Source organism: Mycobacterium sp. NPDC050441 (assembly GCF_040655355.1).
Taxonomy (GTDB): Bacteria; Actinomycetota; Actinomycetes; order Mycobacteriales; family Mycobacteriaceae; genus Mycobacterium.
Window position 1 is genome coordinate 35934 of record NZ_JBFAJS010000014.1, and the last position, 26423, is coordinate 62356.

17 protein-coding genes and 1 tRNA gene are annotated in these 26423 nt (G+C 66.3%); 10 read left to right on the top strand and 8 right to left on the bottom strand.

What is annotated here, in order from left to right; genetic code table 11:
- Positions 1-19 precede the first annotated feature (19 nt).
- From AB0I14_RS30185 to AB0I14_RS30215, 7 genes are all read right to left on the bottom strand, one after another.
- Positions 20-4792 carry an NAD-glutamate dehydrogenase gene (locus tag AB0I14_RS30185; protein WP_358030256.1) on the bottom strand — a complete coding sequence of 1591 codons (4773 nt, stop codon included), beginning with the start codon at positions 4790-4792 and terminating at the stop codon, positions 20-22.
- Positions 4793-4963: 171 nt separating this feature from the next.
- Complete coding sequence (ettA, locus tag AB0I14_RS30190) at positions 4964-6637, bottom strand: energy-dependent translational throttle protein EttA (protein ID WP_358030023.1); 1674 nt, start codon at positions 6635-6637, stop codon at positions 4964-4966.
- Between the two features lie 109 nt (positions 6638-6746).
- Positions 6747-7208 (bottom strand): single-stranded DNA-binding protein, encoded by a 462-nt coding sequence (locus AB0I14_RS30195; protein ID WP_358030025.1) that lies wholly within the window; start codon positions 7206-7208, stop codon positions 6747-6749.
- 170 nt (positions 7209-7378) lie between these two features.
- Complete coding sequence (locus AB0I14_RS30200) at positions 7379-9409, bottom strand: cytochrome c oxidase assembly protein (RefSeq protein ID WP_358030028.1); 2031 nt, start codon at positions 9407-9409, stop codon at positions 7379-7381.
- Positions 9410-9474: 65 nt separating this feature from the next.
- Complete coding sequence (locus AB0I14_RS30205; RefSeq protein WP_358030030.1) at positions 9475-11850, bottom strand: glycerol-3-phosphate 1-O-acyltransferase; 2376 nt, start codon at positions 11848-11850, stop codon at positions 9475-9477.
- A complete protein-coding gene (locus AB0I14_RS30210) occupies positions 11847-13463 on the bottom strand; it encodes an HAD-IB family hydrolase/lysophospholipid acyltransferase family protein (RefSeq protein WP_358030259.1) in 1617 nt (538 codons plus the stop codon). Before AB0I14_RS30210 ends, AB0I14_RS30205 begins: the two co-directional genes overlap by 4 nt.
- Positions 13464-13504: 41 nt before the next feature.
- On the bottom strand, positions 13505-14974 hold the full coding sequence (locus tag AB0I14_RS30215; RefSeq protein WP_358030033.1) for a wax ester/triacylglycerol synthase family O-acyltransferase: 1470 nt from the start codon (positions 14972-14974) through the stop codon (positions 13505-13507).
- Between the two features lie 134 nt (positions 14975-15108).
- Between AB0I14_RS30215 and AB0I14_RS30220 the strand changes: the two genes are divergently transcribed.
- Both AB0I14_RS30220 and AB0I14_RS30225 read left to right on the top strand, forming a co-directional pair.
- Positions 15109-15182: transfer RNA gene (locus AB0I14_RS30220), tRNA-Arg, on the top strand.
- Between the two features lie 108 nt (positions 15183-15290).
- Positions 15291-15779, top strand: coding sequence for a universal stress protein (locus AB0I14_RS30225; RefSeq protein ID WP_358030036.1), 489 nt, complete (start codon positions 15291-15293; stop codon positions 15777-15779).
- Positions 15780-15789: 10 nt separating this feature from the next.
- On the opposite strand, the gene AB0I14_RS30230 is transcribed toward AB0I14_RS30225, so the two are convergent.
- On the bottom strand, positions 15790-16623 hold the full coding sequence (locus AB0I14_RS30230) for an MBL fold metallo-hydrolase (protein ID WP_358030039.1): 834 nt from the start codon (positions 16621-16623) through the stop codon (positions 15790-15792).
- 82 nt (positions 16624-16705) lie between these two features.
- Between AB0I14_RS30230 and AB0I14_RS30235 the strand changes: the two genes are divergently transcribed.
- The 8 genes from AB0I14_RS30235 (at position 16706) to AB0I14_RS30270 (ending at position 26414) form a co-directional block, all read left to right on the top strand.
- Positions 16706-17488 (top strand): GntR family transcriptional regulator, encoded by a 783-nt coding sequence (locus tag AB0I14_RS30235; RefSeq protein WP_358030042.1) that lies wholly within the window; start codon positions 16706-16708, stop codon positions 17486-17488.
- A 59-nt stretch (positions 17489-17547) separates the two neighbouring features.
- Positions 17548-19146, top strand: a complete 1599-nt coding sequence (locus AB0I14_RS30240; RefSeq protein ID WP_358030044.1) for a class I adenylate-forming enzyme family protein — start codon at positions 17548-17550, stop codon at positions 19144-19146.
- Positions 19133-19906, top strand: a complete 774-nt coding sequence (locus AB0I14_RS30245) for a class II aldolase/adducin family protein (protein WP_358030047.1) — start codon at positions 19133-19135, stop codon at positions 19904-19906. The genes AB0I14_RS30240 and AB0I14_RS30245 overlap by 14 nt, the downstream gene beginning before the upstream one ends.
- A gap of 22 nt (positions 19907-19928) precedes the next feature.
- Complete coding sequence (locus tag AB0I14_RS30250) at positions 19929-21197, top strand: amidohydrolase family protein (RefSeq protein WP_358030049.1); 1269 nt, start codon at positions 19929-19931, stop codon at positions 21195-21197.
- A 3-nt stretch (positions 21198-21200) separates the two neighbouring features.
- Positions 21201-22160 carry a D-2-hydroxyacid dehydrogenase family protein gene (locus AB0I14_RS30255; protein ID WP_358030052.1) on the top strand — a complete coding sequence of 320 codons (960 nt, stop codon included), beginning with the start codon at positions 21201-21203 and terminating at the stop codon, positions 22158-22160.
- Positions 22161-22484: 324 nt separating this feature from the next.
- Positions 22485-22955 carry an MmpS family transport accessory protein gene (locus AB0I14_RS30260; RefSeq protein WP_358030055.1) on the top strand — a complete coding sequence of 157 codons (471 nt, stop codon included), beginning with the start codon at positions 22485-22487 and terminating at the stop codon, positions 22953-22955.
- Positions 22952-25807 (top strand): MMPL family transporter, encoded by a 2856-nt coding sequence (locus tag AB0I14_RS30265; protein ID WP_358030058.1) that lies wholly within the window; start codon positions 22952-22954, stop codon positions 25805-25807. Before AB0I14_RS30260 ends, AB0I14_RS30265 begins: the two co-directional genes overlap by 4 nt.
- 40 nt (positions 25808-25847) lie before the next feature.
- A complete protein-coding gene (locus AB0I14_RS30270; protein WP_358030060.1) occupies positions 25848-26414 on the top strand; it encodes a TetR/AcrR family transcriptional regulator in 567 nt (188 codons plus the stop codon).
- The last annotated feature ends 9 nt before the right edge of the window (positions 26415-26423 follow it).

Here is a 26423-nt window from a genome sequence, read left to right on the forward strand (position 1 = left end):
TGCACCGGCGTTGTAAAGCTCACGCAGTCGTTCCCGTTCCACTCGTTCTTGTCATGCTGCGGATCTGCCGCGCCGCCACAGACAGCGTCGCAAGGTCCTGCTCACCATCTTCGTATATCTCGGTCAGCGTGCGGCGGGCGCGGGTCACACGGGAGCTGTTGGTCAGCTCCCACTCGGCGATCTTCTCCTCACCGGTCTCGTCGGGCTCACCGACCGCGAGCACGTCGAAACACAACGCACGCAGCGAACCGTAGATGTCGTCGCGAATCGCCAACCGCGCCAAGGAATGCCACCGATCGTCCCGGCCCAGCCGGGAGACCGCGGTGAGCAGCCCGTCGGAGCCGAGGTGGTCCATCAACGCGAAGTAGGTGTCGGCGACTTCGGCAGGCTCGCGGTCCACGATGTCGGAGATGTCGATCACGTCGAGCAGGCTGTACTGGTACAGCCCGGTCGCCACCGCATAGGCCAGATCGTCGGGGACGCCCTGCACGACGAACTCGCCGGCCTCTTTCTCGACGATCGCCTTGTCGTCACCGCGCAGCCAATGCGGCATGTGCGGGCGCAGGGCGGACACCTTGGCCGCGAACCGGTTGATCTCGGCGCCGACTGCCAATGGCTGCGGACGGTAGTTGAGCAGCCAGCGCCCGGCCCGGTCGACCAGCCGGCGCAGGTCCAGTGTCATCCGGTCGGTGACGGACACCGGAACCCCGGCGTCGCCTGCGGCCTGGATCCGGCGCCACAACTCACCGATCCCGAAGATGGCATCGGTGGCGACGTAGCTGCGCACCGCGTCGACGGGGCCGACCCCGACGTCCTCGGTGATGCGGTAGGCGTAGCTGATCCCGCTGGTGTCGACGAGATCGTTGACCAGCATGGTCGTGGCGATCTCCCGGCGCAGCTGATGCGACCGGATCTCACCGGTGAACTGTTCACGCAGCTTCTTCGGGAAGTACTGCGGCAGCCGGGACGCGAACACCTCCTGATCGGGCAGGTCACTGGCCAGCACGTCGTCTTTGAGATTGAGTTTGACGTGGGCCATCAGGGTGGCCAATTCCGGTGAGGTCAAACCGATTCCGACGTCGACTCGGCGCCGGATCTCCTTCTCCGAGGGCAATGCCTCCAGCTCGCGGTTGAGCCCACGGTTGGCCACGAACTCCTTGATCATCCGGGCGTGCACCGAGAGCATGCTCGCGGCGTTGGCCCGGCTGGTGCCCATGAGATCGTTCTGGTGCTTGTTGTCGGTCAGAACCAGGGCCCCGACCTCGTCGGTCATCGACAGCAGCAGATCGGTGCGCTGACCGGGCTCGATCCGACCCGCCGTAACCAGCGAGTCGATCAGGATCTTGATGTTGACCTCGTGGTCCGAGCAGTCGACACCCGCGGAGTTGTCCAGCGCGTCGGTGTTGATCCGGCCGCCGGCCAGGTCGAATTCGATACGACCCAGCGACGTCACGCCGAGGTTGCCGCCCTCGCCGATGACCTTGGCGCGCACCTCGTTTCCGCACACCCGGATCTGATCGTTGGCGCGATCGCCGACGTCGGCCTCGGTCTCGGCCTTGACGTAAGTGCCGATGCCGCCATTCCACAGCAGGTCCACCGGAGCCTTGAGAATGGCCTTCATCAGCGTGGGCGGCGTGAGTTCCTCGATGTCTGAATCGAGCCCGAGTGCGGCGCGGGCCTGCGGGCTGATCGGGATCGACTTCTGCTGACGGCTGAAGACACCGCCGCCCTCACTGATCAACGCCTTGTCGTAGTCCTCCCAGCTGGACCGGGGCAGGTCGAACAGGCGCTTGCGTTCCACCCAGGACCGGGCGGCGTCGGGGTTGGGATCGACGAAGATGTGCCGGTGGTCGAAGGCCGCGATCAGCCGGATGTGCTTTGAGAGCAGCATGCCGTTGCCGAACACGTCACCGCTCATGTCGCCGACGCCGACGACCGTGAAGTCCTGACTCTGGGTGTCGACCCCCATCTCCCGGAAGTGCCGCTTCACCGACTCCCAGGCACCCTTGGCGGTGATGCCCATGGCCTTGTGGTCGTAACCGATGGAACCGCCCGAGGCGAACGCGTCGCCCAGCCAGAACCCGTAGGACTTGGCGACCTCGTTGGCGATGTCGGAGAACGTGGCCGTGCCCTTGTCGGCCGCGACCACCAGATAGGCGTCCTCCCCGTCGCGACGCACCACCTCCGGTGGCGTGACGACGGCACCGGTTCCCTTGTCGACGTTGTCGGTCACGTCGAGCAGCCCGGAGATGAAAAGTTGGTAGCACGCAACGCCTTCGGCGCGCGTTGCTTCCCGGTCGACGGCGGCGTCGCCGGTCGGCTCGGGCGGCCGCTTGACCACGAACCCGCCTTTGGCGCCGACCGGCACGATGACGGCGTTCTTCACGGCCTGGGCCTTGACCAGGCCGAGGATCTCGGTGCGGAAGTCTTCGCGACGGTCCGACCAGCGCAACCCGCCGCGCGCCACGAACCCGAACCGCAGGTGCACGCCTTCGACGCGGGGCGAGTAGACGAAGATCTCGAACTTGGGTCGCGGCAGGGGCAGTTCGTTGATCAGGCCCGGGTTCAGCTTCATCGACACCACACCGCGTTGACGCGCCGAATCTGGCTGCTGCACAAAGTAGTTGGTGCGCAGGGTGGCCTGGATCAAGGTGGCGAAGGCCCTCAGCACCCGGTCCGTGTCCAGGCTCACCAAGGCGTCGATGTCGGCGGCCACCGCAGCAGCCGCCCCCTGGGCGTCGCGGGTGCCCGCGGTGTCCTCGGACGGGTCGAACAGCGCCTCGAACAGCTGCACCAGCGACTGCGTGGTGTGCGGGTTCTCGTTGACCACCGACTCGATGTGCGACTGACTGTACGGAAAACCGGCCTGGCGCAGGTACTTCGCGTAGGCGCGCAGGATCACCACCTGTTGCCAGGTCAGGTCGGCGCGCAGCACCAGTTCGTTGAACCGGTCCACCTCGACCCAGCCGTGCCAGATCGCGGTCACCGCATCGGCGAATCGCTGGGCAGTGGCCTCGCGCGAAGCCGCATCGGGCGCCCCGGGGAGGCTGCGCTGCCGGGCGACCTTGAACTGGTAGATCCAGACCGGCAGGCCGTCGGCCCGCCGCACCGTGAACGGGCGCTCCTCGAGCACCACCACACCCATCGACTGCAGCATCGGCAGCAGTTCACTCAGCGAGGCCGACTGGCCGCCCAGGTACCAGGTGAGCTGGGCAAGGCCGTCATCCCCACCCTCGGCGAACACCAGTTTCACCGAATTGTCTTGCAGCGCTTCGATTATCGCGATGTCGGCGATGGCATCCGCCGGCGCGACGGCTTGCTTGTAGTCCTCCGGGAAGGCCGAGGCATAGTGCTCGACGGCCGCCGGGGTGAGCGCCGTGTGGGCTGCCGCGCTGGTCATCCGGTCACCCCAGTTGCGGGTGGCCTCGGTCAACAGGTTCTGGATCCGGGTCTCGTTCTCACTGGAGGTGTCCACGGTGTGGGAGACCGTGCCGTCGGGCAGGCGCACGATGAAATGGACTACCGCCCACGGTGATTCACTTACCCGGGCCGAGTAGTCGATGCTCTCACCGCCGAGCTCGCGCACCAGGATGTCCTGCATTTCCAGCCGCACCGCGGTCGTGTAGCGGTCTCGGGGCAGATACACCAGGCAGGACACGAAGTGCGCCAGCTGATCCGCGCGTAGGAACAGCAGAGTGCGGCGGCGCGACCCGAGGTCAACCACGGTCAGCGCCATGTCCAGCAGCTGCTTGGAACTCAACGCGAACAGTTCGGGGCGCGGGATGGTCTGGACGATGTCACGCAGCAGCTGACCGGGGTGGCTGGGGTCGCGCCGGGCAATGGCCAGCGCCTCCTCGACGCGTCGCGAGATCAACGGAATATCCAGCACATTGGCGTTCATCGCGGCCACGGTGAACAGGCCGACAAAACGGTGCTCGACGACCCGGGCGCCGCTCTCACGGACGACCACGATGTACGGATTGGCGCCGTAGCGCACATAGCTGGGCATGGTGGCCTGCGCCAGCACCATCAGATCATCGGCGGCAGTCAGCGGCGGGAGCACATCTTCGCGCAGTTTGAGTACACCGAGCCGGCTGGCTGAATCGACCGAGGCGAGCCCGTCGCTGATCGCGCACTGCTGGTAACCCAGCAGCACGAAATGCCCGTCGGACAGCCAGCGCAGGAGCGCGGCGACATCCCTGCGGTCGGCATTGGGGAACCGGCCGTCGACATCGGTGGCTACATCGTTGGCCAGGGCATGCAGCGCGGCGCCCATCGCCGCGGAATCCAGCCCGATCTGGCGGGCCTCGGCGAGCACACCGGGCAGCAACCGAACCACCTCGGTGAGTGCGGAGCCGTCGGCCGCCCCGATCACCGGGACGAGGATCCAGGACTCGTCGACACCGTCACCGCCGGTGGCCTCGGCCGCAGGCTGGAAGTCCAGCAGTGTGCCATCGGCGTCGCGGCGCACCCGGAAGACCGGGTTCATGATGGCCGGGTACGCGATGCCGTTCCGGTGCAGCAGCACCGTCACCGAGTCGACCAGCATCGCAGCCTGCTCGGTGACGATCTGCAGAGCCGGGCCCGAGTCGGCGTCGCCCGGATACACCTCGACCTTGGTCTCCCCCGGTGCCCGGCGGCTGCCCAGCGCGTACTGAGCGGCCACCGTGCCGTCGGAGACCAGACGCTCGGCGGCACCGGCGGCCTGCGGACCGGTGGCGGCGATTCCGGGCGCATCGGCCTGCGGAGCCCGATAGGTGGACAGGAATGCCAGGGCAAGCCGGTGGATCACCTCAGGCGGCGCCTGCAAGTCCTCCAAGCCGCTAATCCCCTGCCCTGAACCAGCTCCCGGTTCGGTCGCCATACGGATCACTCCTGACTCACGCCCACACACCGGCATCGGTGCGTAGCTGCGACACTAGTAGCGTCCCCGAGCTTGCTGCGCCCATTATCCCGTCACGGGTCAGTCCCGGGTCAGTCTCCGGTGGGTCACCCGGTGCGGACGTGCGGCTTCGGCACCGAGACGTTGGATCTTGTTCTCCTCGTAGGCACCGAAGTTGCCCTCGAACCAGAACCACTTGGCCTCGTTGTCGTCGTCGCCCTCCCACGCCAGGATGTGCGTGCAGGTGCGGTCCAGGAACCAGCGGTCGTGGCTGATCACCACGGCGCAGCCGGGGAACTGCTCCAGCGCATTCTCCAGTGAGGACAGCGTCTCGACGTCGAGGTCGTTGGTCGGTTCGTCGAGCAGGATCAGGTTGCCGCCCTCTTTGAGAGTCAGGGCGAGGTTGAGCCGGTTGCGCTCACCACCGGACAGCACACCCGCGGGCTTCTGCTGATCCGGTCCCTTGAACCCGAATGCCGACACGTAGGCGCGCGACGGGATCTCGTTCTGGCCGACCTCGATGTAGTCCAGTCCATCGGAGACGACCTGCCAGACGTTCTTCTTCGGGTCGATGCCGGCGCGGCTCTGGTCGACATAGCTCAGCTTGACCGTATCGCCGACCTTGACCTCACCACTGTCGGGCTGCTCGAGGCCCACGATGGTCTTGAACAGCGTGGTCTTGCCGACGCCGTTGGGACCGATGACGCCGACGATGCCGTTGCGCGGCAGCGTGAAGGATAGGTCCTTGATGAGCTGGCGGCCTTCGAAGCCCTTGTCCAGGTGCTCGACCTCGACCACGACACTGCCCAGTCGCGGCGGGGTCGGGATCTGGATCTCCTCGAAGTCGAGCTTCCGGGTCTTCTCGGCTTCGGCGACCATCTCCTCGTAGCGGCCGAGGCGGGCCTTGTTCTTCGCCTGCCGGGCCTTGGCCCCCGAACGCACCCAGGCCAGCTCGTCCTTGAGCCGCTTCTGCAGCTTCTGGTCCTTCTTGCCCTGGACTTCGAGGCGCTCGGCCTTCTTCTCCAGGTAGGTCGAGTAGTTGCCCTCGTATGGGTAGGCCCGGCCGCGGTCGAGTTCGAGGATCCACTCGGCGACGTTGTCGAGGAAGTAGCGGTCGTGGGTGACGGCCAGGATGGCGCCCTTGTAGTTGGCCAGATGCTGTTCGAGCCACAGCACGCTCTCGGCGTCGAGGTGGTTGGTGGGCTCGTCGAGCAGCAGCAGGTCAGGCTTGCTCAGCAGCAGCTTGCACAGCGCCACGCGGCGGCGCTCACCACCGGAGAGGTGGGTGACGGGCTCGTCGGGCGGCGGGCAGCGCAGCGCGTCCATGGCCTGCTCGAGCTGGGAGTCGATGTCCCAGGCGTCGGCGGCGTCGAGCTCCTCCTGCAGGTGGCCCATCTCTTCCATGAGCTCGTCGGTGTAGTCGGTAGCCATCAGCTCGGCGACCTCGTTGTACCGGTTGAGCTTGGCCTTGATCGCCACGCCGGCCTCGACGTTCTCGCGGACCGTCTTGGTCTCGTCGAGCTGCGGCTCCTGCATCAGGATGCCGACGGAGGCGCCGGGTGCAAGCAGCGCGTCGCCGTTGTTGGCATGGTCGATACCGGCCATGATCTTCAGCACACTCGACTTACCAGCCCCGTTGGGACCGACGACGCCGATCTTCGCGCCGGGCAGGAAGTTCAGGCTGACGTCGTCAAGGATGACCTTGTCGCCGTGCGCCTTGCGGACCTTGCGCATCGTGTAGATGAATTCGGCCATGCCGTGATGTGCCTTTCTGAAATTCTTCGGGGATATCGGATGGGCGCTTGCGCGACGGGTGCGTCAAGCCCAACTCACTCGCGCCCATCCTATGCGCGACCGAAACCGGCTAGGCCGACAGTGGCAGCTCACCCTCGTCCGGCTCGGTTTCGGCGCCATCCGGGCTATCGGTCAGTTCGCCGGGCTCCACCTCAGGCGCCGGTTCGACCGCCGGCTTCGGCAAGGGTGCGACCTTGGCCGTGCAACGAGACAGATCGGGGCCGACGGCGGTGGCCCGGACCTCGACCGACGAGCGGCGCACGCCTTCCTTGTCGTCGTATTCGCTGGTGTAGAGGTGACCGACCACCACAACGGCGTCACCACGCCCGAGCGAGGCACTCACGCCCGTGGCCAGATTTCCCCAGCAGTTGACCGTGACGTACAGCGAGTTTCCGTGCTCCCACCTGCCGTCGGGGGTGCGCCGGCGTGAGTTGCTGGCCACCCGGAACTTGTACAGCTCCTGATCGCCGAACCGCAGCCGGACCGGGTTGGTGACGATGGTGCCGACGATGTTGAACGGGGTCTCGAACATTTTTCTGGTTCCTTTCGCTTCATCGATTCCGGCGGCTGGTGCCGAAGCGTCGACCGCCTTACGCAGCCATTGACCGTCGGCACTCCGACAGGAGACACGCACCGGACCCGACGCACCCGTCGGATGTGGATGAAACGCAGGCTGGGGATAACCCCGATTACTACCGGTGACTAACCGGATGGACCGTCGCGCCGCGCCATCTCTGCGAGCATGGCGTTGTAGGCCGCCAGATCGGCGTCGTCGTCGCGGTCAGCGGCCCGGTCGAGTCGCTTGGCGGTGCGCTGATCGCTGCGCCGCCACTGGATCAGCAGCGCCAGCATCACGATGACCAGCGGGACCTCGCCGGCCGCCCAGGCGATGCCGCCGCCGAGGTGCTGGTCTCCGAGTAGATCGGTGTGCCACGGCAATTGCAGTGACCGGTAGAAGCTCTCGCCGAGCACGGTCTGCATGCCCATCATCACCACGCCGAAGAAGGCGTGCAGTGGCAGCGAGGAGAACACCATACCGATCTTGACCAGGTGTGGGACGGGCCTCGGGGTCGGGTCCACACCGATGACCACCCAGTAGAAGAGGTATCCCGACAACAGGAAGTGCACGTTCATCAGGATGTGCGCCGCGTGGTTGCTGACCGCGGCGTCGAAGATGCCGCCGAAGTACAGACCGTAGAACCCGGCGACGAACAGCACGGTCGCGATGACGGGCTGGGTCAGCAACTGAGACACCCTCGAGTGCAGAGCTGCGAGGAGCCATTCCCGGGGGCCGGGCGGCGATCCGCGGCCCACAGCGGGCAGCGCCCGCAGCGCCAGGGTCACCGGGGCGCCCAGCACCAGCAGGACGGGCACCAGCATGGACAGCAACATGTGGGCGATCATGTGCATGCTGAACATCGCCGGCATGTAGCGGCCGAGCCCCGATGACGTGGTGAACAGCAGGGCCGCGCAGCCCAGCAGCCAGGCGAACGTGCGACCCACCGGCCAGGCGTCGCCACGTCGGCGCAGTCGGTACACCGCGGCCAGGTACATCGCCGCAGCGACGATCGCCGCGGTCCCGAACAGCAGGTCGAACCGCCAGTCGAACAACACCCGGGCGACCGTCGGCGGCCCGGCGAAGTCGTATCCGATCGCGACCTCGGTGGCGCTGGGAATCCTCGGCTCCGGCGGCGGTGGGGTACGGCCCAGCCCGACGGCGATCCCGAACGTGACGCCGAACAGCGCAGCCTCGGTCAGTGCCAACCGGATCAGCGGCGTGCGCGCGTCGGGGTCGGTGGCCAGGGCGGTAAGGCTGACGCGGCGCTGTCGCCACCCCAGCACGCCGAGCAGACTCAGCGCGACGACCTTGCCCACCAGCAGCCAGCCGTAGTTGGTGCGCACCAGATCGGGAAGCTGGATCCGCACCAGTGCATTGAGCACCCCGCTGATCGCCATCGCGATGAAACACCACAGCGCCAGTGCCGAGAAGCGTCGCGCGGCCAGGGCGGTGTTGGAGCCGTCGGCCCCGCGCCCGGCACGGATGGCGTGGGCCAACAGCGCCATCAGTCCGCCGGCCCACAGCGCGGCCGCCACCAGGTGGATGAACAGGCTGTTGGTGGCCAGATCGTGGGCACCGCCGGCCGATGAGTGTCCGGTCAGGACCAGTGGCATCAGAGTGAGCAGGGATCCGGCCAGCAACACCGGTGTCCACCCCCACCGCAACACCGGCAGGCTCGCGATGGTGACGCCGGCGGCCAGGATCGCCGTCCAGCGCCAGGCGGCGGAGACGTCGACGAGGCTCGCGGCCGACCACACGTCGACCGGGCCGAGATGATCGAGCAGCGGCTGCCCGGACACGTCGGAGATCGTCAACGGAACCAGCAGCGCGGCGCACACCGTCCACACGCCCGAGGCCGCCGTACCGAGCCGCAGCGCCCGGTAACCGGCCACATCCAGCACACCGTTGGTCTGGGGTGCGACCAGGAACGCCGCGAACAGGAAGGCCCCCACTGCGACGACGGCAGCGATCTCGCCGGCGGCCCGGACGAACGGCAGACCGTAGGTGGTGACGGGGCCGGGGTCAGGCAGGCCGGTGGCGGTCAGCGCGTCCGCCAGTGACAGCGCGCCGATGCCCGCGGCCACTGCCCCGGCCAACAGGCCCACGCCGACCAGCACCGGCCACACCGCGCTGTTACGCACGCTGGTTGCGGCCACCCGGCCGGCAGAAGTCATGGTCCAAGGGTATGGCGTGGGCGACACCACACCCTCGCCGCCAGGCGAAACCTCGGTGAGAGCCCCTAGCCGGACGGGCCTCGCGGGGCGCGGCGCTGCTTCTCCCGGAAGTAGAACTGCTCACGCGCGATCTCGTCGACCTTGTCCATATCCGCGACGATCCCGCGCAGTTCGTCGCGGAAGGCATTGCGGCGGGCCTGCAGATCCGGGCCGTTGACCAGGAGGTTCTGGTCGGCCGCCACCTGCCGCGCGGTGGCGAACAGCAATGCCGAGACCGACTCGTTGCTGCTCACCCGCCCTTGGGCGACGTACTGCCGCCCCACACCGAGCGCCCGCTTCGTCAGATCCCGCTCCCCGATTTCAGCAGGGGCATCGCGCAGCACGTCCGCGACGATCGCGTAGGCCTCGAAGAACGGACGCAGCATGGCGCCCACCAACAGCGGTCGCTTGCTGCGCAACATCTGATAGATCTCGTCGCCTCCACCGGAGACCTTCGCCTCCCAGCCACCGGCCGCCTGTCCTTCTGGCGTGCGGTCGTACCACGACAACTCTTCGGCGACGTTGTCGCGGAAGGCTTCCGAATCGGCGAAATAGAAGTCGAACTTGAGCAGGTCACGCAGCCGCATCACCTGGTCCCAGAACACCTGCAGCGGTTCGCCGGCGACGCGTGCGGCATGGGCCAGGGCCAGTTCGACGATCGAGGTCTCCTGGAAGGCGTGAATCAGGGAGTTGCGGTAGAACGCCGCCTCCAGTTCGTCCTCGGGGGCGATCCGCCACACCGGCTCGCGCCCGCTGTCGACCATCGTCACCGGGTGCCCGCCGGAGAGCGCGTCGACGGCCGAACGCACTCCCTCGGCGGTCCGCAACCGCAGCGCACTGTTGGTCATCGGGGTGTTCTTGCGCTCCAGGTAATCCAGTGAGTCCTGCAGTGTGTGGTGCAGTTGATCGAGGGTCAGCGCAACTCCGCGGGCGCCCAGCAACAGCGCCGACACCAGGTTGGTGGCGTTGACCGGCGTGACCCGCAGAATCCGCCAGGCCACCTCGAAGGCCATCTTCTGCATGGCCAGGCGTTTGGCCGCCTCGTCGTGGACCATCTCACCGTTCGGCTCACCGAGGTGCTCACGCATCGACACCGCTTCGGGGAAGCGGACATAGATCTTGCCGTAGTTCCGTTCGCCCTGCGCCTTGATGAAGTTGTACAGCCAGCTCAGGCCCTCGGGTGTCTTCTCGCCGCCGCGGGCGTATGCGGCGTACTCGGCGGTCTCGTGCAGCTGGTCGAAACTGATCGACACGGGCTGCAGCAGGATGTCGTCACTGCGGCCGTCGAGGTAGGCATTGGCGACGTAGGCGAGCAGTCCGAGCTTGGGCGGCAACATCTTTCCGGTCCGGGACCGGGTGCCCTCAATGGACCAGTTCAGGTTGAACCGCTTCTCCACGATGTAGCCGACGTACTGCCGCAGCACGTACTTGTACAGCGGGTCATCGAGTTTGCGACGCAGGAAGATGACGCCGGAATGCCGGAACAACGGCCCCATCAGGCCGAACGACAGGTTGATCCCGGCGAACGTGTAGACCGGAGGAAGTCGGTTCTCCTGCATGGCCACCGGGACGATGACCCCGTCGAGGTAGGACCGGTGGGAGAACAGCAGCACCGCCGGATGTTGTTCCAGGGCATGACGCATCGATTCGATCTCGGAGCGGTCGTAGTCGATGCGCGGATCGAATCCACGGCTGAAGATCGCTCGGCCCAGGGTGGGGATCAGATCCACCGAGAAGCGACTCCACCCGGTGGAGAGCTCATCGAGCATCTCGCCGGCCTGCTCCACCGTCGCGCCGGGAATCTGCTCCAGGCCTTGGCGGAAGCGCGCCGAGTCGAGCATCTCCGGCTTGACCAGCCGCGGTGACTTGTATTCCGGACCGAGCAGGCGAAGCTCCACCCGCTCGATCGCCAGCACCGCCCGGCGGAGCACGAATCGTGCGAATTCCCTGGGATTTTCCGCGACCGTGGTCTCACTCCACTGCTTGCGCAGCTCGGACACCTTGGCCGGTTCCCCAGCGACGATCCGTGCGCGCGTCGGGTTCTTGCGCAGGATGCGCCGCTGCAGGACCTCCGGCGGCCGGTAGGTGTCACGGCCGGAGATCAACCCGACGACTTTCAACCGGGTGGGTAACCCGCCGGGCACCCAGAACACCCGGACCGGAACCACCAGCCGGTCCTCGTCCGATTCCAGCTCCTCGACCAGCCTTGCCACCGCCCCGGGGGCAGGTTCGTCGGTGGCCGGCAACTGCAGTACCTCGACGGTCGTGTCGGGATGTTCACGCCGCTGCGCCTTGAGCCAGTCGTTGAGCAGTTCGAGCTCGGCCGGTGACGACGCCGATGCGAGCACCAGCGCGTCGTCGGTGGTACTGAAGCTGGGGTAATCGTCGATTCCCGTGGTCACGGTCGGCCCTTGGGAGTCGACCGCGAGGACGAGCCGGAGGGTGAGGTATCCGGTTTGGGCGCAGCCTTTTTCGCCGGGGCTTTCTTCGCGGGCGCCTTCTTCGCGGGGGCCTTCTTGGCCGCCCGGCGCGGGGCCGCCTGCTTCGCGGGCGTACGGGTGTAGATGTCGAAGGTGGGCAGCTCGTCCTGCGGCCAGGATCCGAGGGTGTCAAGGTAGATCTGGCGGACCTCGGCGATGCGGTCGGTGAGGTTGTCGACGGTCCAATCGTCGACCGATATCGGCGGATACACCGCGATATCCACCGTGCCCGGGTTGAACGTGCTGGAATCGCGGGCCGCAATCACCTCGGCGTTGCGGATCACGATCGGCACGATCGGAATGCCCGCGGCCATCGCGATGCGGAACGGCCCCTTCTTGAACGGGCCGACCTCGGTGGTGTCCAGCCGGGTCCCCTCGGGGGCGATCAGGATCGACAAGCCTTTGCGGGCAAGCTCTTCCACGCGATGCAGGCTTTCGACGGCCTTCTCCGGGTCGTCGCGGTCGATGAATGCCGCATCCATGACCTTGCCCAGTGGACCCATCAGCGGGTTGCGTTCCAGCTCCTTCTTCCCGACACCGGTGAAATCCACCCCGACGAGTCGGCCCGCGATCATCGGGTCGGCCTGGTTGCGGTGATTGAAGATGAACACTGCAGGGCGATGCGCGGTCAGATTCTCCTCACCCAGGACGTTGAGCTCGATGCCGGTGGCGAGCATGAGCAGCTTGCTCCAGTTCGAGGTGAAGAAATTGACCCCCGTGCGTTTGTTGCGGGTCAACAGCCCCAGTCCGATCGCGCCTGCCGCAACGGTCGGGATGGCGGCCAGGCTGGCCAAAGTGCGCAGTTGCGAGACGGGACTGCTGCCACTGCGGCTGCTGAACTTCAGCACCGGCCAGCCGCGCTTGGCTGCGACGGCGGCCAACTTGCCGGCCGGATTCGTCGGCCGCGGGTTGCCCACCAGGTACATCAGGGCGACGTCCTCGTCGCCGTCGGCGTAGAAGTAACTCTTGGTCAGGTCCACCCCGTTGGCCGCCGAGAAGTTCTGCACCGCACGGGCTTTGCCCGGACCCCAGATGACCGGTCTCATCACTTCCCCGGTGATCAGGCCGTCCTCATCGGTCTCGAACTTGTTGCACAGCACGTTGTCGATGCCGAGAAAACGTGCCACCGGCTCGACTTGAACCGTCAGCGCCGAGGAGCTCAGCACCACGCTGTGGCCACGGGCCATGTGCGCGCGAACCATCGCACGCATCTCCGGGTACATGCGGCCCTGCACATGCTGGACGAACAACCGCTCGCCCAGCTCATCGAGATCGCTGAGCGAATTGCCCCGCAGCATCCGGGCGCCCTTACCGATCAGGTCCTCGAACTCCGAACGCCCCAGTTGGTGGTTGAGCCCGGCCTGCACCATCCCGATGAACTCGCCGACGCCCATCTGACCGCGGCGCAACCGGTCCCGGGTCATGATCACCCCGGTGAAGCCGGCCACCAGGGTTCCGTCCAGGTCGAAGAACGCGCCGATCTCCGGACCCTCCGGACTGCCCTCGATCTCGGCCAGGGTGCCGGGCAGCCGCATCTGCTTGGTACCGCGGGGCTTCGGGGACGGATCTTTCGAAGTCACTGTGCAGCACTCCCGTTCGTCGCCGACGTATCGCCACTGAACGAGGCCGGCTCCGCGCGGCCGTCGCCGCCGAGCGCCAACACCTCGTCGAATCCCGCCAGCAGGCACCGGGCGAACAGCTGCTCGTCGGTGATGGCGGCGCGGTCGTATCGGGTGGTGACCGTGATGTACCCGGACCTCGAGATCAACACCACCATCATCGCGACCCCGGGCAGCGGACCTATTCCGTAGTGGCGCAGGATCTTTGCCCCGGCGATGAACGTGTCCCCCGGATAGACCGGGACATTGCTGGCCTGTACGTCGGAATTCACCACCGACCCGGCCACCGTCTCCAGCACGGCATCGGGCAGCAGGCTGAGCACCGGCGCGATGGCGCCGACCACGTCGATGGCGCGCTCCTCGCGTTTGCTCATCATCTGGGACCGCACGGCCTTGATCCGGGTCTCCGGGTCGACGATTCCGACGGGCGCGGCGAGGTTGACGCCGGCGAAACGGTTGCCGCCGGCGGGATCATCCTCGGAACGCAGGTTGACCGGCACGGCCATCGGCAACGTCTCGATCGAGATGCCCATGGCGTCGTGGTAGAGGCGCAGTGCGCCGCACAACCCAGCCAGGTAGGCGTCGTTGATCGAACCGCCGGCGGCCTTGGCCGCTCGGTGCAGGTCGCCGAAGGGGATGTCGATCGCCTCGGTGCGCGATGACAGGCTCCGGCGGCGCAGCAGCGGCGACGGATGGGCGGCCGGGCCCATCACGCGGGCGCCGGACATCGCGTAGTCGACGGCGCCGCTGACCACCGAGACGGGGTCGCGCACCACCTTGGTCACCGCGCGGGCCGCCTGTCCGAGCACACCGAGCACGCCGCCCGCAATCGATCCGGGAAGTCGGTTGATGCCCTCCCGCATCAGGTCGTTGGGCGACAGATCCTGCGGGATGGGCAGCGGTACCGCGGCGGCCGGTTCAGGGTCACGCTCGAGGTCGTAGATGTTGGCGAACATCTCGACGATGCCGACGCCGTCGGATACCGCGTGGCTCAGGTGCAGGATGGTCGCCGCCCGCCCGTCGGCCAGCCCTTCGACCAGGGTGGCGCTCCACAGCGGACGGCTGATGTCCATCGGCGACTGCAGCGCGATCTCGGCCAGGTCGAACACATCGCGCAAAGTGCCGGGAGCGGGAACCCGTACCCGCCGCACGTGATAGTCGAGGTTGAAGTCAGGGTCGATGACCCAGCGCGGGGCTGCCGTGGGCAGGGTGGGCATGACGACCTTCTGGCGCAGCCGTAGAACCTTGCGCGACGCATGATCCAGGCGGGCACGGAAACGGTCCCAATCCGGTGTGGTGTCGAGGATCTCGACTCCCAGGATCCCGGACCGGGTGCGGGGGTTTGCCTCGCCTCGATGCAACAGCTGATCGACTGCGCTCAGTTCTTCGGGCAGTCCGGCCGCGTCCAACTCCGGCACGTCGCTCATAGCGTGGTCCCTCTCCCCTCCCCGGCCGCCAGTGCAGCGTCCACGCTAGTCCGCCACCGGCCCCGGGGGTCGGCTTTGCCGGTGACACGGTTTGCGTGGTGTTGAGCACAGGCACGATAGACTCGTCGAGCGCTGCCTCCGTAGCTCAGTCGGATAGAGCAAGGGCCTTCTAATCCCTAGGTCGCAGGTTCGATTCCTGCCGGGGGCGCTTTTCATTTGTATGACGGCGGGTGATGCTGGACGTTTCTGTGCCGGCTGAGACCCATCAGGCATTAAGGTCCTGTTTGTCCTGGTAGTCGAACAGTTCGGAGACGACATGAGCACCTATCGGACGATCGTTGTCGGGACCGACGGTTCCGACTCGTCGCTACGAGCGGTCCACCGCGCCGCCGAGATCGCCGCGCAGGAGAACGCGAAGCTGATCGTCGCGAGTGCTCATCAACCCGTGGCCGAAAAGGGCGGCTGGTCGCGACCGCCGTCGCCCGATCACGTGGTCGACACCCGCGCGGAGGACAGCCTCAAGAGCGAGGGCTACCGGATGCACGGCGCGGCCCCGGTCTACGAGATCCTCCAGGCGGCACGCGACCGCGCGAAAGCCGCGGGCGCCTCGGATATCGTCGAGCGGGCGGTCGAAGGTGCCCCGGTCGACGCCCTGGTGAAACTCGCCAAAGAGGTCGATGCAGATCTGATCGTCGTCGGTGACATCGGACTGGACTCGGTCGCCGGGCGCCTGTTGGGTTCGGTGCCTGCCACCATCGCGCGTCGAGTGAAGATCGACATCCTCATCGTCCACACGGCGAACTAGGACGCGCCGCCTACATCGGCACCCACATCAGCCGATCGTCATCGGCGATGACGGTGCCTGCGGTCGGGGCGGCGAAGTGGGTGCCGAGCAGGAGGGCCTGCTCGTCGACGACGCTATGCAGCAGCCGCGCGCGGGTCACCGCGGCCGCGGCCGGATCATCATCGGGCAGAGCCTGCACGTCTGGATGCGTGATCTGGAGCGGATGGTGGATGACGTCCCCGCTGATCACCGCCACCTCACCGCCGGATTCGATCCGTACCGCGGTGTGCCCCGGTGTGTGACCGGGCGTCGCGATCAGCCGGATCTCGTCGGTGATCGCGTGGTCCATCTCGGTGAGCCGCAGAACATCTTGTGCGACAAGCGGTTCGACGGTCTCGGCGGCCGCCCGGTTCGGCGCCGAGGAATGCCGCCACGACGTGTACTCCTCGGCGGTGAGCAGGTACGTCGCGTTGGGGTAGGTGGGGATCCAGGCGCCGTCATGCCGGGTCGTGTGGCGTCCGGCATGGTCGAGGTGAAGGTGGGTGCAGACGACGGTGGTCACCTCATCGGGAGTGAATCCGGCCGCGGCCAGCGACTGCCGGTACTGGTCCGGGTCCATGGGGATCTGGTACGGCAGGTCGTGGCCTTCGCCGAAGCAGCAATCGACCACGACGAGGTCGTCGCCGGATTCGATGAAGAACGACTGGATGGCCACCAGCAGATTTCCGGCGTCATCGACGTAATGGGGATACAGCCAGTGCGGGAGTTCCGATGGCAGCCCGCGAAACACCCGGTCAGGCCGGGTCGGCACCACCGTCTCCAGGACCGAATGAACTGTCACCGCGCCGATGGTCCACTTCTGCATGGCTCACCGTATGAGACAAATCATTTGGATACAAGGCTCGGCGCGACGTCCTCAACTGCCTGCCATCTGGCACACTCGATGCGTGGCGCAGCCAAACGTCCGGTTCCAGCGACTAGCCGAACAGGTCGCCGACCAGTTGCGGCGCCGGATCCTCACCGGGGAACTGCCCGACGGCAGCATCCTCCCCAAGGAGGACGAACTTCTCGTCGAGTACCCGATCAGCAAGCCGTCTCTGCGCGAAGCGATGCGCATCCTCGAGGCCGAGGGGCTGTTGACGGTACGACGCGGCAAGCTCGGCGGTGCGGTGGTCCACCGACCCGACTCCGCGAACCTCGCCTACACCATGGGCTTGGTGCTAGGTGCCGGGCAGGTCGGCCTCGCCGACGTGGGTACCGCGCTGCTGCAGGTCGAACCGGCATGCGCCGCACTCTGCGCCCAACGCGCGGACCGCAAACGCACGGTCGTCCCCATTCTCCGTGAGCTACACGAAGAATCGGTCCGATCGGTATCGGATCTGCTGCAGGCCACCTCGGCGAGTCGGCGGTATCACGAAGCGCTGGTGCGCCACTGCGGGAACGAGACGATGATCATCCTGGCGGGCGCATTGGAGGCATTGTGGTCCGCCCATGAGCAAAACTGGTCGGCCCAGGTGACGGATCATTCGACGGTGCCCGTCGAGGAACGCCGGGCGGTCCTGGAAGATCACCGGCAGGTGATCGACGCGATCGACATGGGCGACGCGCAGCGGGCCCGCGATCTGGCCGCGGCGCATCTCGTCAACGCCCAGCAGTACCCGGGTGTCGAAGGCGTCGTCGACCCGACGATGGTGCGCACCTGGACGCAGTCGAGCCCTCGGCGACCATGAAACCAGGGCCGCCGCGGTGCGACCGTTGACACAGATCCTTATTTTCATATGATTTGGTGATGAAGGCTGGCGACGCCGCCCATGTTGCAGACGCGGCCCACTACCGCGCGGCCGGATGGTGGTCGGACCGCACACTGTCGCAGACCGTGCGCGAACACGCCCGCACCCACCCCGACAAGCCGGCCTATGTCGACTACCCCGCCACCACGTTCACCTGGAACGAATTCGACTGTGCTGCATTGCTACTCGCTGCCCAGCTGGCCGGACTGGGTGTCACACCCGGCGATCGCGTCGCGGTCTGGCACGGCGATACCGCGGCCATCCATGTGTTGTTCGTGGCGATCGAGCGGTGCGGTGCCGTCGTGGTCGGGATCGGTGCCCGCGCCGGGACCCGCGAGGCCACTCAGATCCTGCGGACCACCCAGCCGCGCCTGCTTATCAGCGACGCGGCCCGGCACTCGTCGGCACAAGCCACCGGGTCGGGACTGACGCCCGAGATCAGCGCACTGGTGTTGGACGGTTTGTCCCTCGACACTGACACCCCCTCGCGACCACCGGCCGCGGGCGTCGGAGCCGACGACGTGTTCCTGATCAACTCGACCTCGGGCACCACGGGCCTTCCCAAATGTGTGGTGCACACGCAGAACCGGTGGCACTACTTCCATCAGCAGGCGGTTGCCAACGGCGCCCTGACCGCCGACGATGTCTTCCTGCCGGTCATCCCGGCTCCGTTCGGGTTCGGCATCTGGACCGCCCACACCACCCCGATCTACCTCGGCGCCACCACGGTCCTGCTCGAACGGTTCGACGCGGCAGCCGCGTGCGAGGCGATCGCTCGCCACCGCGTCAGCGTGTTGTGCTGTGTCAGTACCCAATTGATGATGATCATGGCCGACCGGGCGTCGCGCGAGAACGACCTGAGCTCGCTGCGCGTGGTCTTCACCGGCGGTGAGGCACTGCCGTATCAGCGGGCCGCCGACTTCGAGGAGCTCACCGGCGCCACCATCCTGCAGTTCTACGGCTCCAACGAAACCGGCCTGCTGAGCGGGACCACATTGCAGGATTCCCGGGAGCGCAGGCTGCGGACCGCCGGACGCCTGGTGCCGGAGATGGCGGTCCGCCTGTTCGACGGCGACGACGACGTGACCTCGACCGGACGCGGCCAGCCGGCCTGCCGCGGGCCGGCCACCAGCCTGGGCTATCTGGGCGGGGTGGACCACGACAAGCTCTACACGCCCGACGGCTGGATGCGGATGGGCGACGTCTGCGAGGTCGACGCCGAGGGCTACCTGTCGGTTACCGGCCGCACCTCGGATTTCATCGTGCGCGGCGGCAAGAACATCAGTGCGGGCGAGGTCGAGGATGCGGTGACGACGCATCCCGCGGTGGCCGTCGCGGCCGCGGTGGCCATGCCCGATCCGGTCTTCGGCGAGAAGGTCTGCATCTACGTCGAGCCCGTAGCACCCGCCAACAGCCAAACGATCGATCTGCCGGAGCTCGTCGAGCACCTGCTGACCCAGGGGATGTCGAAAGAACTGCTTCCCGAGAAGCTGATCGTGCTCGATGAGCTGCCCCGGTCGTCGGGCGGGAAGATCGCCAAAGGTCAACTCCGCGAGGATATCCGGATGCGGTTGGGAGACGGTTATGAGCGTCGGTGAGGTGCGGCAGGGCGGGTTGAAAGTGTGGTCGCCGTCGGTCACCCCACCGATCGGCGTCGACCTGACCGAGGAACAAGCGCTGGCCGTGGCGTTCCGGCACCTGGCCTCCATCGGATTCGCCGAGAACATGGCCGGCCACATCACCTGGCAGCCACAGGGCCGCACCGAGATGTTGGTCAACCCGTGGGGATTGTGGTGGCAGGAGCTCACCGCATCCGACATCTGTGTGGTCGACGAGGATGCGCACGTGGTGCGGGGCCGCTGGGATGTCACCCCGGCCATCCACATCCACACCGAACTGCACCGCATGCGCGACGACGCCCGCGTCGTCATCCACAACCATCCCTATTACGTGAGCCTCATCGCGGCGTTGGGGAAATTGCCGGACCTGGTGCACCAGACCGGCTCGCTGTTCCTCGACGACATGTGTTTGGTCGAAACCTATGACGGTGAGGTCGATTCGGCACCGCGGGCCCGCGAGCTCGCCGAACGGATCGGCACGGCCAACCTCACCATCCTGGCCAACCACGGCGTCATCACCACGGGAGGCACCGTGGCCGAGGCCGTGTACCGCGCCGCGTCGATCGACCGGGTGTGCAAACTGGCCTACCAGGTGATGCTCACCGGGCGGGAACCGACGGCGATGAACCGCGCCGACATGTACGGCATGAAGGCCTCGCTGATCGAGCGCGCAGCCGATGTGTACTGGGCCGGGGCGGCCCGCATGACCATCAAGGCCGATCCTGAAGTTCTGACCTGACGCAGCAAGGAGATTCAGCCCCATGAAGTCCATCGACGAACTCGCCGGCAATCTCGACTTCACCACCGCCCGCAACGGCGCCGAGCGCACGGTCACGTTTCTGCCCGAACCGCAGCGGGCCGAACGGCTCTACACGGTGATCTCCGTCGATGATCACATCGTCGAACCGCCGGACACCTTCACCGGACGCGTACCCAGCAAGTTCGCCGACCGCGCCCCGAAGGTCGTCGATACCGAAAACGGTGGGCAGACCTGGATGTACGACGGGCAGTCACTGCCCAACGTCGGTTTCAACGCCGTGGTCGGACGGCCGGTCGAGGAGTACGGGTTCGAACCGGCCCGGTTCGACGAGATGCGCCGGGGCGCCTGGGACATTCACGAACGTGTCAAGGACATGGACCTCAACGGCGTGTACGCGTCGCTCAACTTCCCGTCGTTCCTACCCGGATTCGCCGGCCAACGGTTGCAGCAGGTGACCAAGGACCGGGACCTGGCGATGGCCGCGGTGCGGGCCTGGAACGACTGGCATCTCGAGGCGTGGGCCGGCGCCTATCCCGATCGGATCATCCCGTGCCAGTTGCCCTGGCTGCTCGATCCCGAGGTCGGCGCCCAGATGATCCGCGAGAACGCTGAACGCGGCTTCCACGCCGTGACGTTCAGCGAGAACCCGGCCATGCTCGGGCTGCCCACCATCCACTCGGGCTACTGGGAACCGATCATGGCCGCGTGCGCCGAGACGGGCACCGTGGTCAACCTGCATATCGGCTCCTCCGGTTCGGCGCCGTCCACCACCGACGACGCCCCGCCCGATGTGCAGGGTGTGCTGTTCTTCGCCTACGCCATCACTGCCGCGGTCGACTGGCTGTACTCGGGTCTGCCCAGCCGGTACCCCGACCTCAAGATCTGCCTGTCCGAAGGTGGAATCGGTTGGGTGGCAGGGCTACTCGATCGGCTCGATCACATGCTCAGCTACCACCAGATGTACGGAACCTGGAAGGCGTTGGGCGAAACCCTCTCCCCCGCTGAGGTGTTCACCAGGAACTTCTGGTTCTGTGCGGTCGAGGACCAGTCCTCGTTCGTCCAGCACGAACGGATCGGCACCGGCAACATCCTGCTCGAAGCCGACTACCCGCACTGCGATTCGACCTGGCCGCACACCCAACGCACCATCCACGAACAGATCCAGGGCCTGCCCGCCGAGGTGATCCGGAAGATCACCTGGGAGAACGCATCCCAGCTCTACCAGCACCCGGTGCCGCCGGCCGTGCAGAACGATCCGAACGCCTACTGATTCATGACCGAACCGCTGCGCATCGCCGTCCTCGACGACTACCAGGGAATCGCCGACACCGTCGACTGGTCACCGATTCCGTGCGCCGCCGAGATCACGTCACTGCGAGAACACATCGCACCCGGCCCGGCGCTGGTCCAGACTCTGGCCGGCTACGAGGTCGTCGTCGCGATGCGGGAACGCACCCCCCTCGATGCGACACTGCTCGCCCAACTACCGGCCCTGAAACTGCTGGTGACGACCGGACCCTTCAATGCCGCCATCGACGTCGCCGCGGCACACCGCCTCGGAATCACCGTGTCGGGCACCGGCGGCGCCATCACCCCAACCGTCGAACACACCTGGGCACTGATCCTCGGACTGCAGCGCCACCTGGTCGTCGAGGATCAGCGCATCCGCAACGGGCTGTGGCAGACCACGGTGGGTACCGACCTCTCCGGGGCCACCCTGGGGCTGGTCGGGGTGGGCCGGATCGGCAGCCGGGTGGCCGCGATCGGCAAGGCATTCGGCATGGACGTCATCGCGTGGAGCCCCAACCTCACCGACGAGCGTGCCGCCAAAGCCGGTGTCACGCGGGTGGATCGGGACACCCTGTTCGCCGATGCCGACGTGGTCTCGCTGCACATGGTGCTCGCCGACTCGACCCGCGGTCTGATCGGGCCGGCCGAACTGGACGCGATGAAGCCGTCGGCGATCTTGGTGAACACCTCCCGTGGCGGCCTGATCGACGAGCCCGCCCTGACCGAAGCGCTGCGCAACCACCGGATTCGCGGTGCGGCACTCGATGTCTACCAACACGAGCCGCTGCCGCCGGGACACCCGTTGGCGACCCTGCCCAACACGCTGCTGACCCCGCACCTCGGCTACGTCACCGAAGGCGTGATGACGATCTTCTACCGCGACATCGTCGAGGACATCGCGGCCTACTGTGCCGGCGCCCCGGTGCGCCTGCTCACCGCGTAGAGCACATTCTCTCTTCAGAAAGTCAGCACAAGCCGCCGCCGGCCAATGGCGGAATCGAGAGATGTGCGCCCACGCGATTGCGGCGGCAAACCGCGAACAGCGTCGGCGCGTTTCCAGGGCAGCAGACTTCGAGGCCCAATCTTGTTCGCTGGAACCAGATCCCGAAGAACGTGTGCGCTGCAGACTGCGTCGTGGGGGGCTAAAAATTCCGTTTGGGAAGTAACTGTGAGGAAGATCAACATTCCTTAATGGAACGTTGTCGATCCACTAAGGGCCTGTTACGTTCAGCCGATCAAAATGCGGTCGGATGGGGTTTCCGTCGGCATGCGCCGAATCGGAGAGGTGGATTTTGCCGTGACTTCCCTGTTTGGGCTTGCAAGGCGCTTCTGGATTCCCCTGGTATTGGTGGCGGCCCTTGCGGTCAGCGGGTTCGCGATGAACCGGATGCACGGGATCTTCGGGACCCACATCAACACCGATCCGGGCCAGTCCGCCGGCGACGACATCGTGGAGTTCAACCCCAAGCGCGTCGTCTACGAGATCGAGGGCCCGAGTGGGACCAGTGGGCACGTCAGCTTCCTGGATGCCGACGCCCAACCGCACACCGAGAGTTTCAGCTCGCTGCCCTGGCGGCACGAGGTGGTCACCACCTTGCCGACGGTGTTCGCGAATGTGGTTGCACAAGGAGACAGCGACGTGATCACCTGCCGGATCATCGTCAACGGCGACGTCCGTGATGAGCAGACCGTGAATCAGCACAACGCCCAGGCCTTCTGCTTGGACAAGGCCGCATGAGTAACCACGCCGCCACCCCTGAACACAAGGGCATCGCCCGCGTCATCCGCGTCGCGTCGATCCCCATCATCCTGGCGTGGGTCGTCCTCGTCATCGTCCTGAACGCCCTTGTCCCGCAACTCGAAGTCGTCGGCCACGAGCACGCCGTCTCGCTGTCACCGCAGGACGCGCCGGCACTGGTGGCGATGAAGAAGATCGGCGAGCGCTTCGATCAATTCGACTCGGACACGATCGCGATGGTGGTGCTGGAGGGCGACGAGTCCCTGGGCACCGAAGCCCATCACTATTACGACGAGCTGGTCCGCACGCTGCAGGCCGACACCGAACACGTTCAGCACGTACAGAACTACTGGGGCGACCTGATCACCGCGGCGGGCTCCCAGAGCACCGACGGCAAGGCCGCTTACGTTCAGGTCAACCTCGCCGGCAACCAGGGCGAGACGCTGGCCAACGAATCGGTTGCCGCAGTCCGCAAGATCATCGACGACTCGCACCCGCCAGCGGGCGTGAAAGCCTATGTCACCGGCCAAGGTCCGCTCACCACGGACATGAACGAGGCCGGCGACAAGAGCATGATCAAGATCACCTTCGTCACGATCGCCGTGATCGCGGTGATGCTGATCGTCGTCTACCGGTCGATCGCCACCATGTTGCTGATGCTCATCGTGGTCCTGCTGGAGATGTCGGCGGCGCGCGGTGTGGTGGCCGCGGTCGGCCACGCCGGTCTGCTCGGCTTGTCGACGTTCTCGGTGAGCTTGCTGACCTCATTGGCCATCGCGGCCGGAACCGACTATGCCATCTTCCTCGTCGGCCGATACCAAGAGGCCCGGCAGAAGGGCCAGGAACGAGAAGACGCCTACTACACCGCATTTCACGGTGTCGGGCACGTCATCCTCGGCTCCGGTCTCACGGTTGCCGGCGCCATGCTCTGTCTGCACTTCACCCGGTTGAACTACTTCAGTTCGATGGGTGTGCCGAGCGCCATCGGCATGTCCGTCGTGGTGCTCGCCTCACTCACACTTGCGCCGGCGATGCTGGTGGTCGGCAGTCGGTTCGGCTTGCTCGATGCCAAGCGCGAGATCCGTTCGCGCGGTTGGCGTCGGCTCGGTACCTCTGTGGTGCGTTGGCCGGTTCCGATTCTCGCCGCGGCCATCGCCGTCGCGCTCGTCGGACTGCTGGCCCTGCCCGGCTACAAGACCTCGTACAACGAGCGGCTCTACATCCCCAAGGATCTGCCGTCCAACGTCGGATATGCCGCCGCCGAACGCCATTTCACGGCCGCTCGAATGAATCCCGATCTGCTGCTCGTGGATGCGGGACGGGATCTGCGCAACCCGGCCGACATGATCGTGCTGGACAAGATCGCCAGGGAGCTGATCCGGGTGTCCGGCGTCGCCCGTGTGCAGAGCATCACCCGCCCGCTGGGCCGTCCCATCGCGCACAGCTCGGTGCCCTTCCAGGTGAGTATGCAGTCGGTGTCGATGACCGAGAACCTGCAGTTCCTGCGGGAGCGGATGGGCGACATGAATACGCTCACCGATGATCTGGGCCGGATGATCGGGATCATGGAGAACATGCTGGGCCTGATGAACCGGATGACCGGCATCACCCACGAGCTCACCGGAAGCATGAACGCCATGCAGGCGAGCACCAACGAAATGCGGGATCACATGGCTGATTTCGACGATTTCATGCGGCCGATGCGGAACTACCTGTACTGGGAACCGCACTGCTACGACATCCCTATGTGCCAGTCCATGCGCTCGCTGTTCGACGGGCTCGACGGCATCGACACCATGACCGAAACCCTCGCGGATTCGGTGAAGAACATGAACGAGATGGATCAGCTGATGCCTCAGTTGGTGGCGCAACTGCCGCCGATGATCGCCATCTCGAAGTCGATGCAGGGCACGATGAAGACGATGTTCAGCACGTTCAACGGGCTGGTCGACCAGATCGGCAAGATGACCGACACCGCGTCCGTGATGGGCCAGGCGTTCGACGACGCCCGCAACGACGATTCGTTCTACCTGCCGCCGGAGGCGTTCGACAACCCGGACTTCAAGCGTGGGCTGGATCTGATGGTCTCGCCGGACGGTCAGGCGGCACAGTTCATCATCACCCACGACGTGGATCCGGCTACCTCCGAAGGTATTTCGCACGTCGACCCGCTCCTGAAGACGGCACGCGAGGCGATCAAGACGACACCGCTGGCCGACGCCAAGATCTACCTCGGCGGCACCGCGGCCACCTACAAGGACATCCAGGTCGGCGCCCAGTGGGATCTGCTGATCTCGGCCTGCGGCGCGATCACGTTGATCTTCATCGTGATGCTGTTGATCACCCGCGCCCTGATCGCATCGTTTGTCATCGTCGGCACCGTGATCCTGTCCCTGGCGGCATCGTTCGGCCTGTCGGTTCTGGTGTGGCAGTACCTGTTCGGAATCGATCTGCACTGGATGACACTGGCGTTCTCCGTCATCATCCTGCTGGCGGTCGGATCGGACTACAACCTGCTGGTGGTCTCGCGGATGAAGGAAGAGGTCAGCGCGGGCATCAATACCGGCATCATCCGGGCCATGGGCGCCACCGGCGGCGTGGTCACCGCGGCCGGCCTGGTGTTCGCGTTCACGATGGCCTCGATGGCGACCAGTGATCTGATCGCCATCGGACAGGGCGGCACCACCATCGGCCTGGGCCTGCTGTTCGACACTCTCGTCGTTCGCTCGCTCATGACACCGACGATTGCTGCGATCCTCGGCCGCTGGTTCTGGTGGCCGCTGCCCGTGCGCCAGCGTCCGGCGCGTTTCCTCTCGGACCGGACCGCGCCGATACCGGTCGCGAGACCGTGATCGAAGGTTCGCTGGGAGACTGCGTCGCTATCATCTGCGCATGAGCACAGGCGAGCTCTCGGGCACCCAGGCGCGTACCCGTGGTGCGATCATCGAGGCCGCCGCCGCAGTTCTGGCTGACGACCGGACCGCGACCTTGCCCGATATCGCCAAGGCGGCCGGGGTCGGCCGCACCACGGTGCACCGCTATTTTCCGGACCGGGAAAGCCTGATCAACGCGACGATTCTCGACTCGGTGCAGGTCCTGACCGCCGCCGTGGCCGCCGCGGCACCTGAGGACGGCTGCGCGATCGAGGCGATGCGGCGCGTCATCAACGCGATGATCTCGGTCGGTAACCGGCTGCTGTTCCTCTTCGACGACCCCACCGTTGTCCGCGGCCTGCCACCCGAGGCGGTGCCTGACAACAGCTACCTGACCAGCCTGATCGAACGCGGCCAGGCCGAGGGTGTGTTCGATCCCGAATCGAGCACGCAGTGGCTCGAGCATGCGCTCTACGGTCTGGTGATGTGGGCCTGCCAGGACTCAAAGAACGGCCTGATGCCGCAGCACGCGGCGGCTCCTGCCGTCATTCGCACCTTCGAGCGCGGGGTGCGTTGCCGCGATTGACGCCCCCGC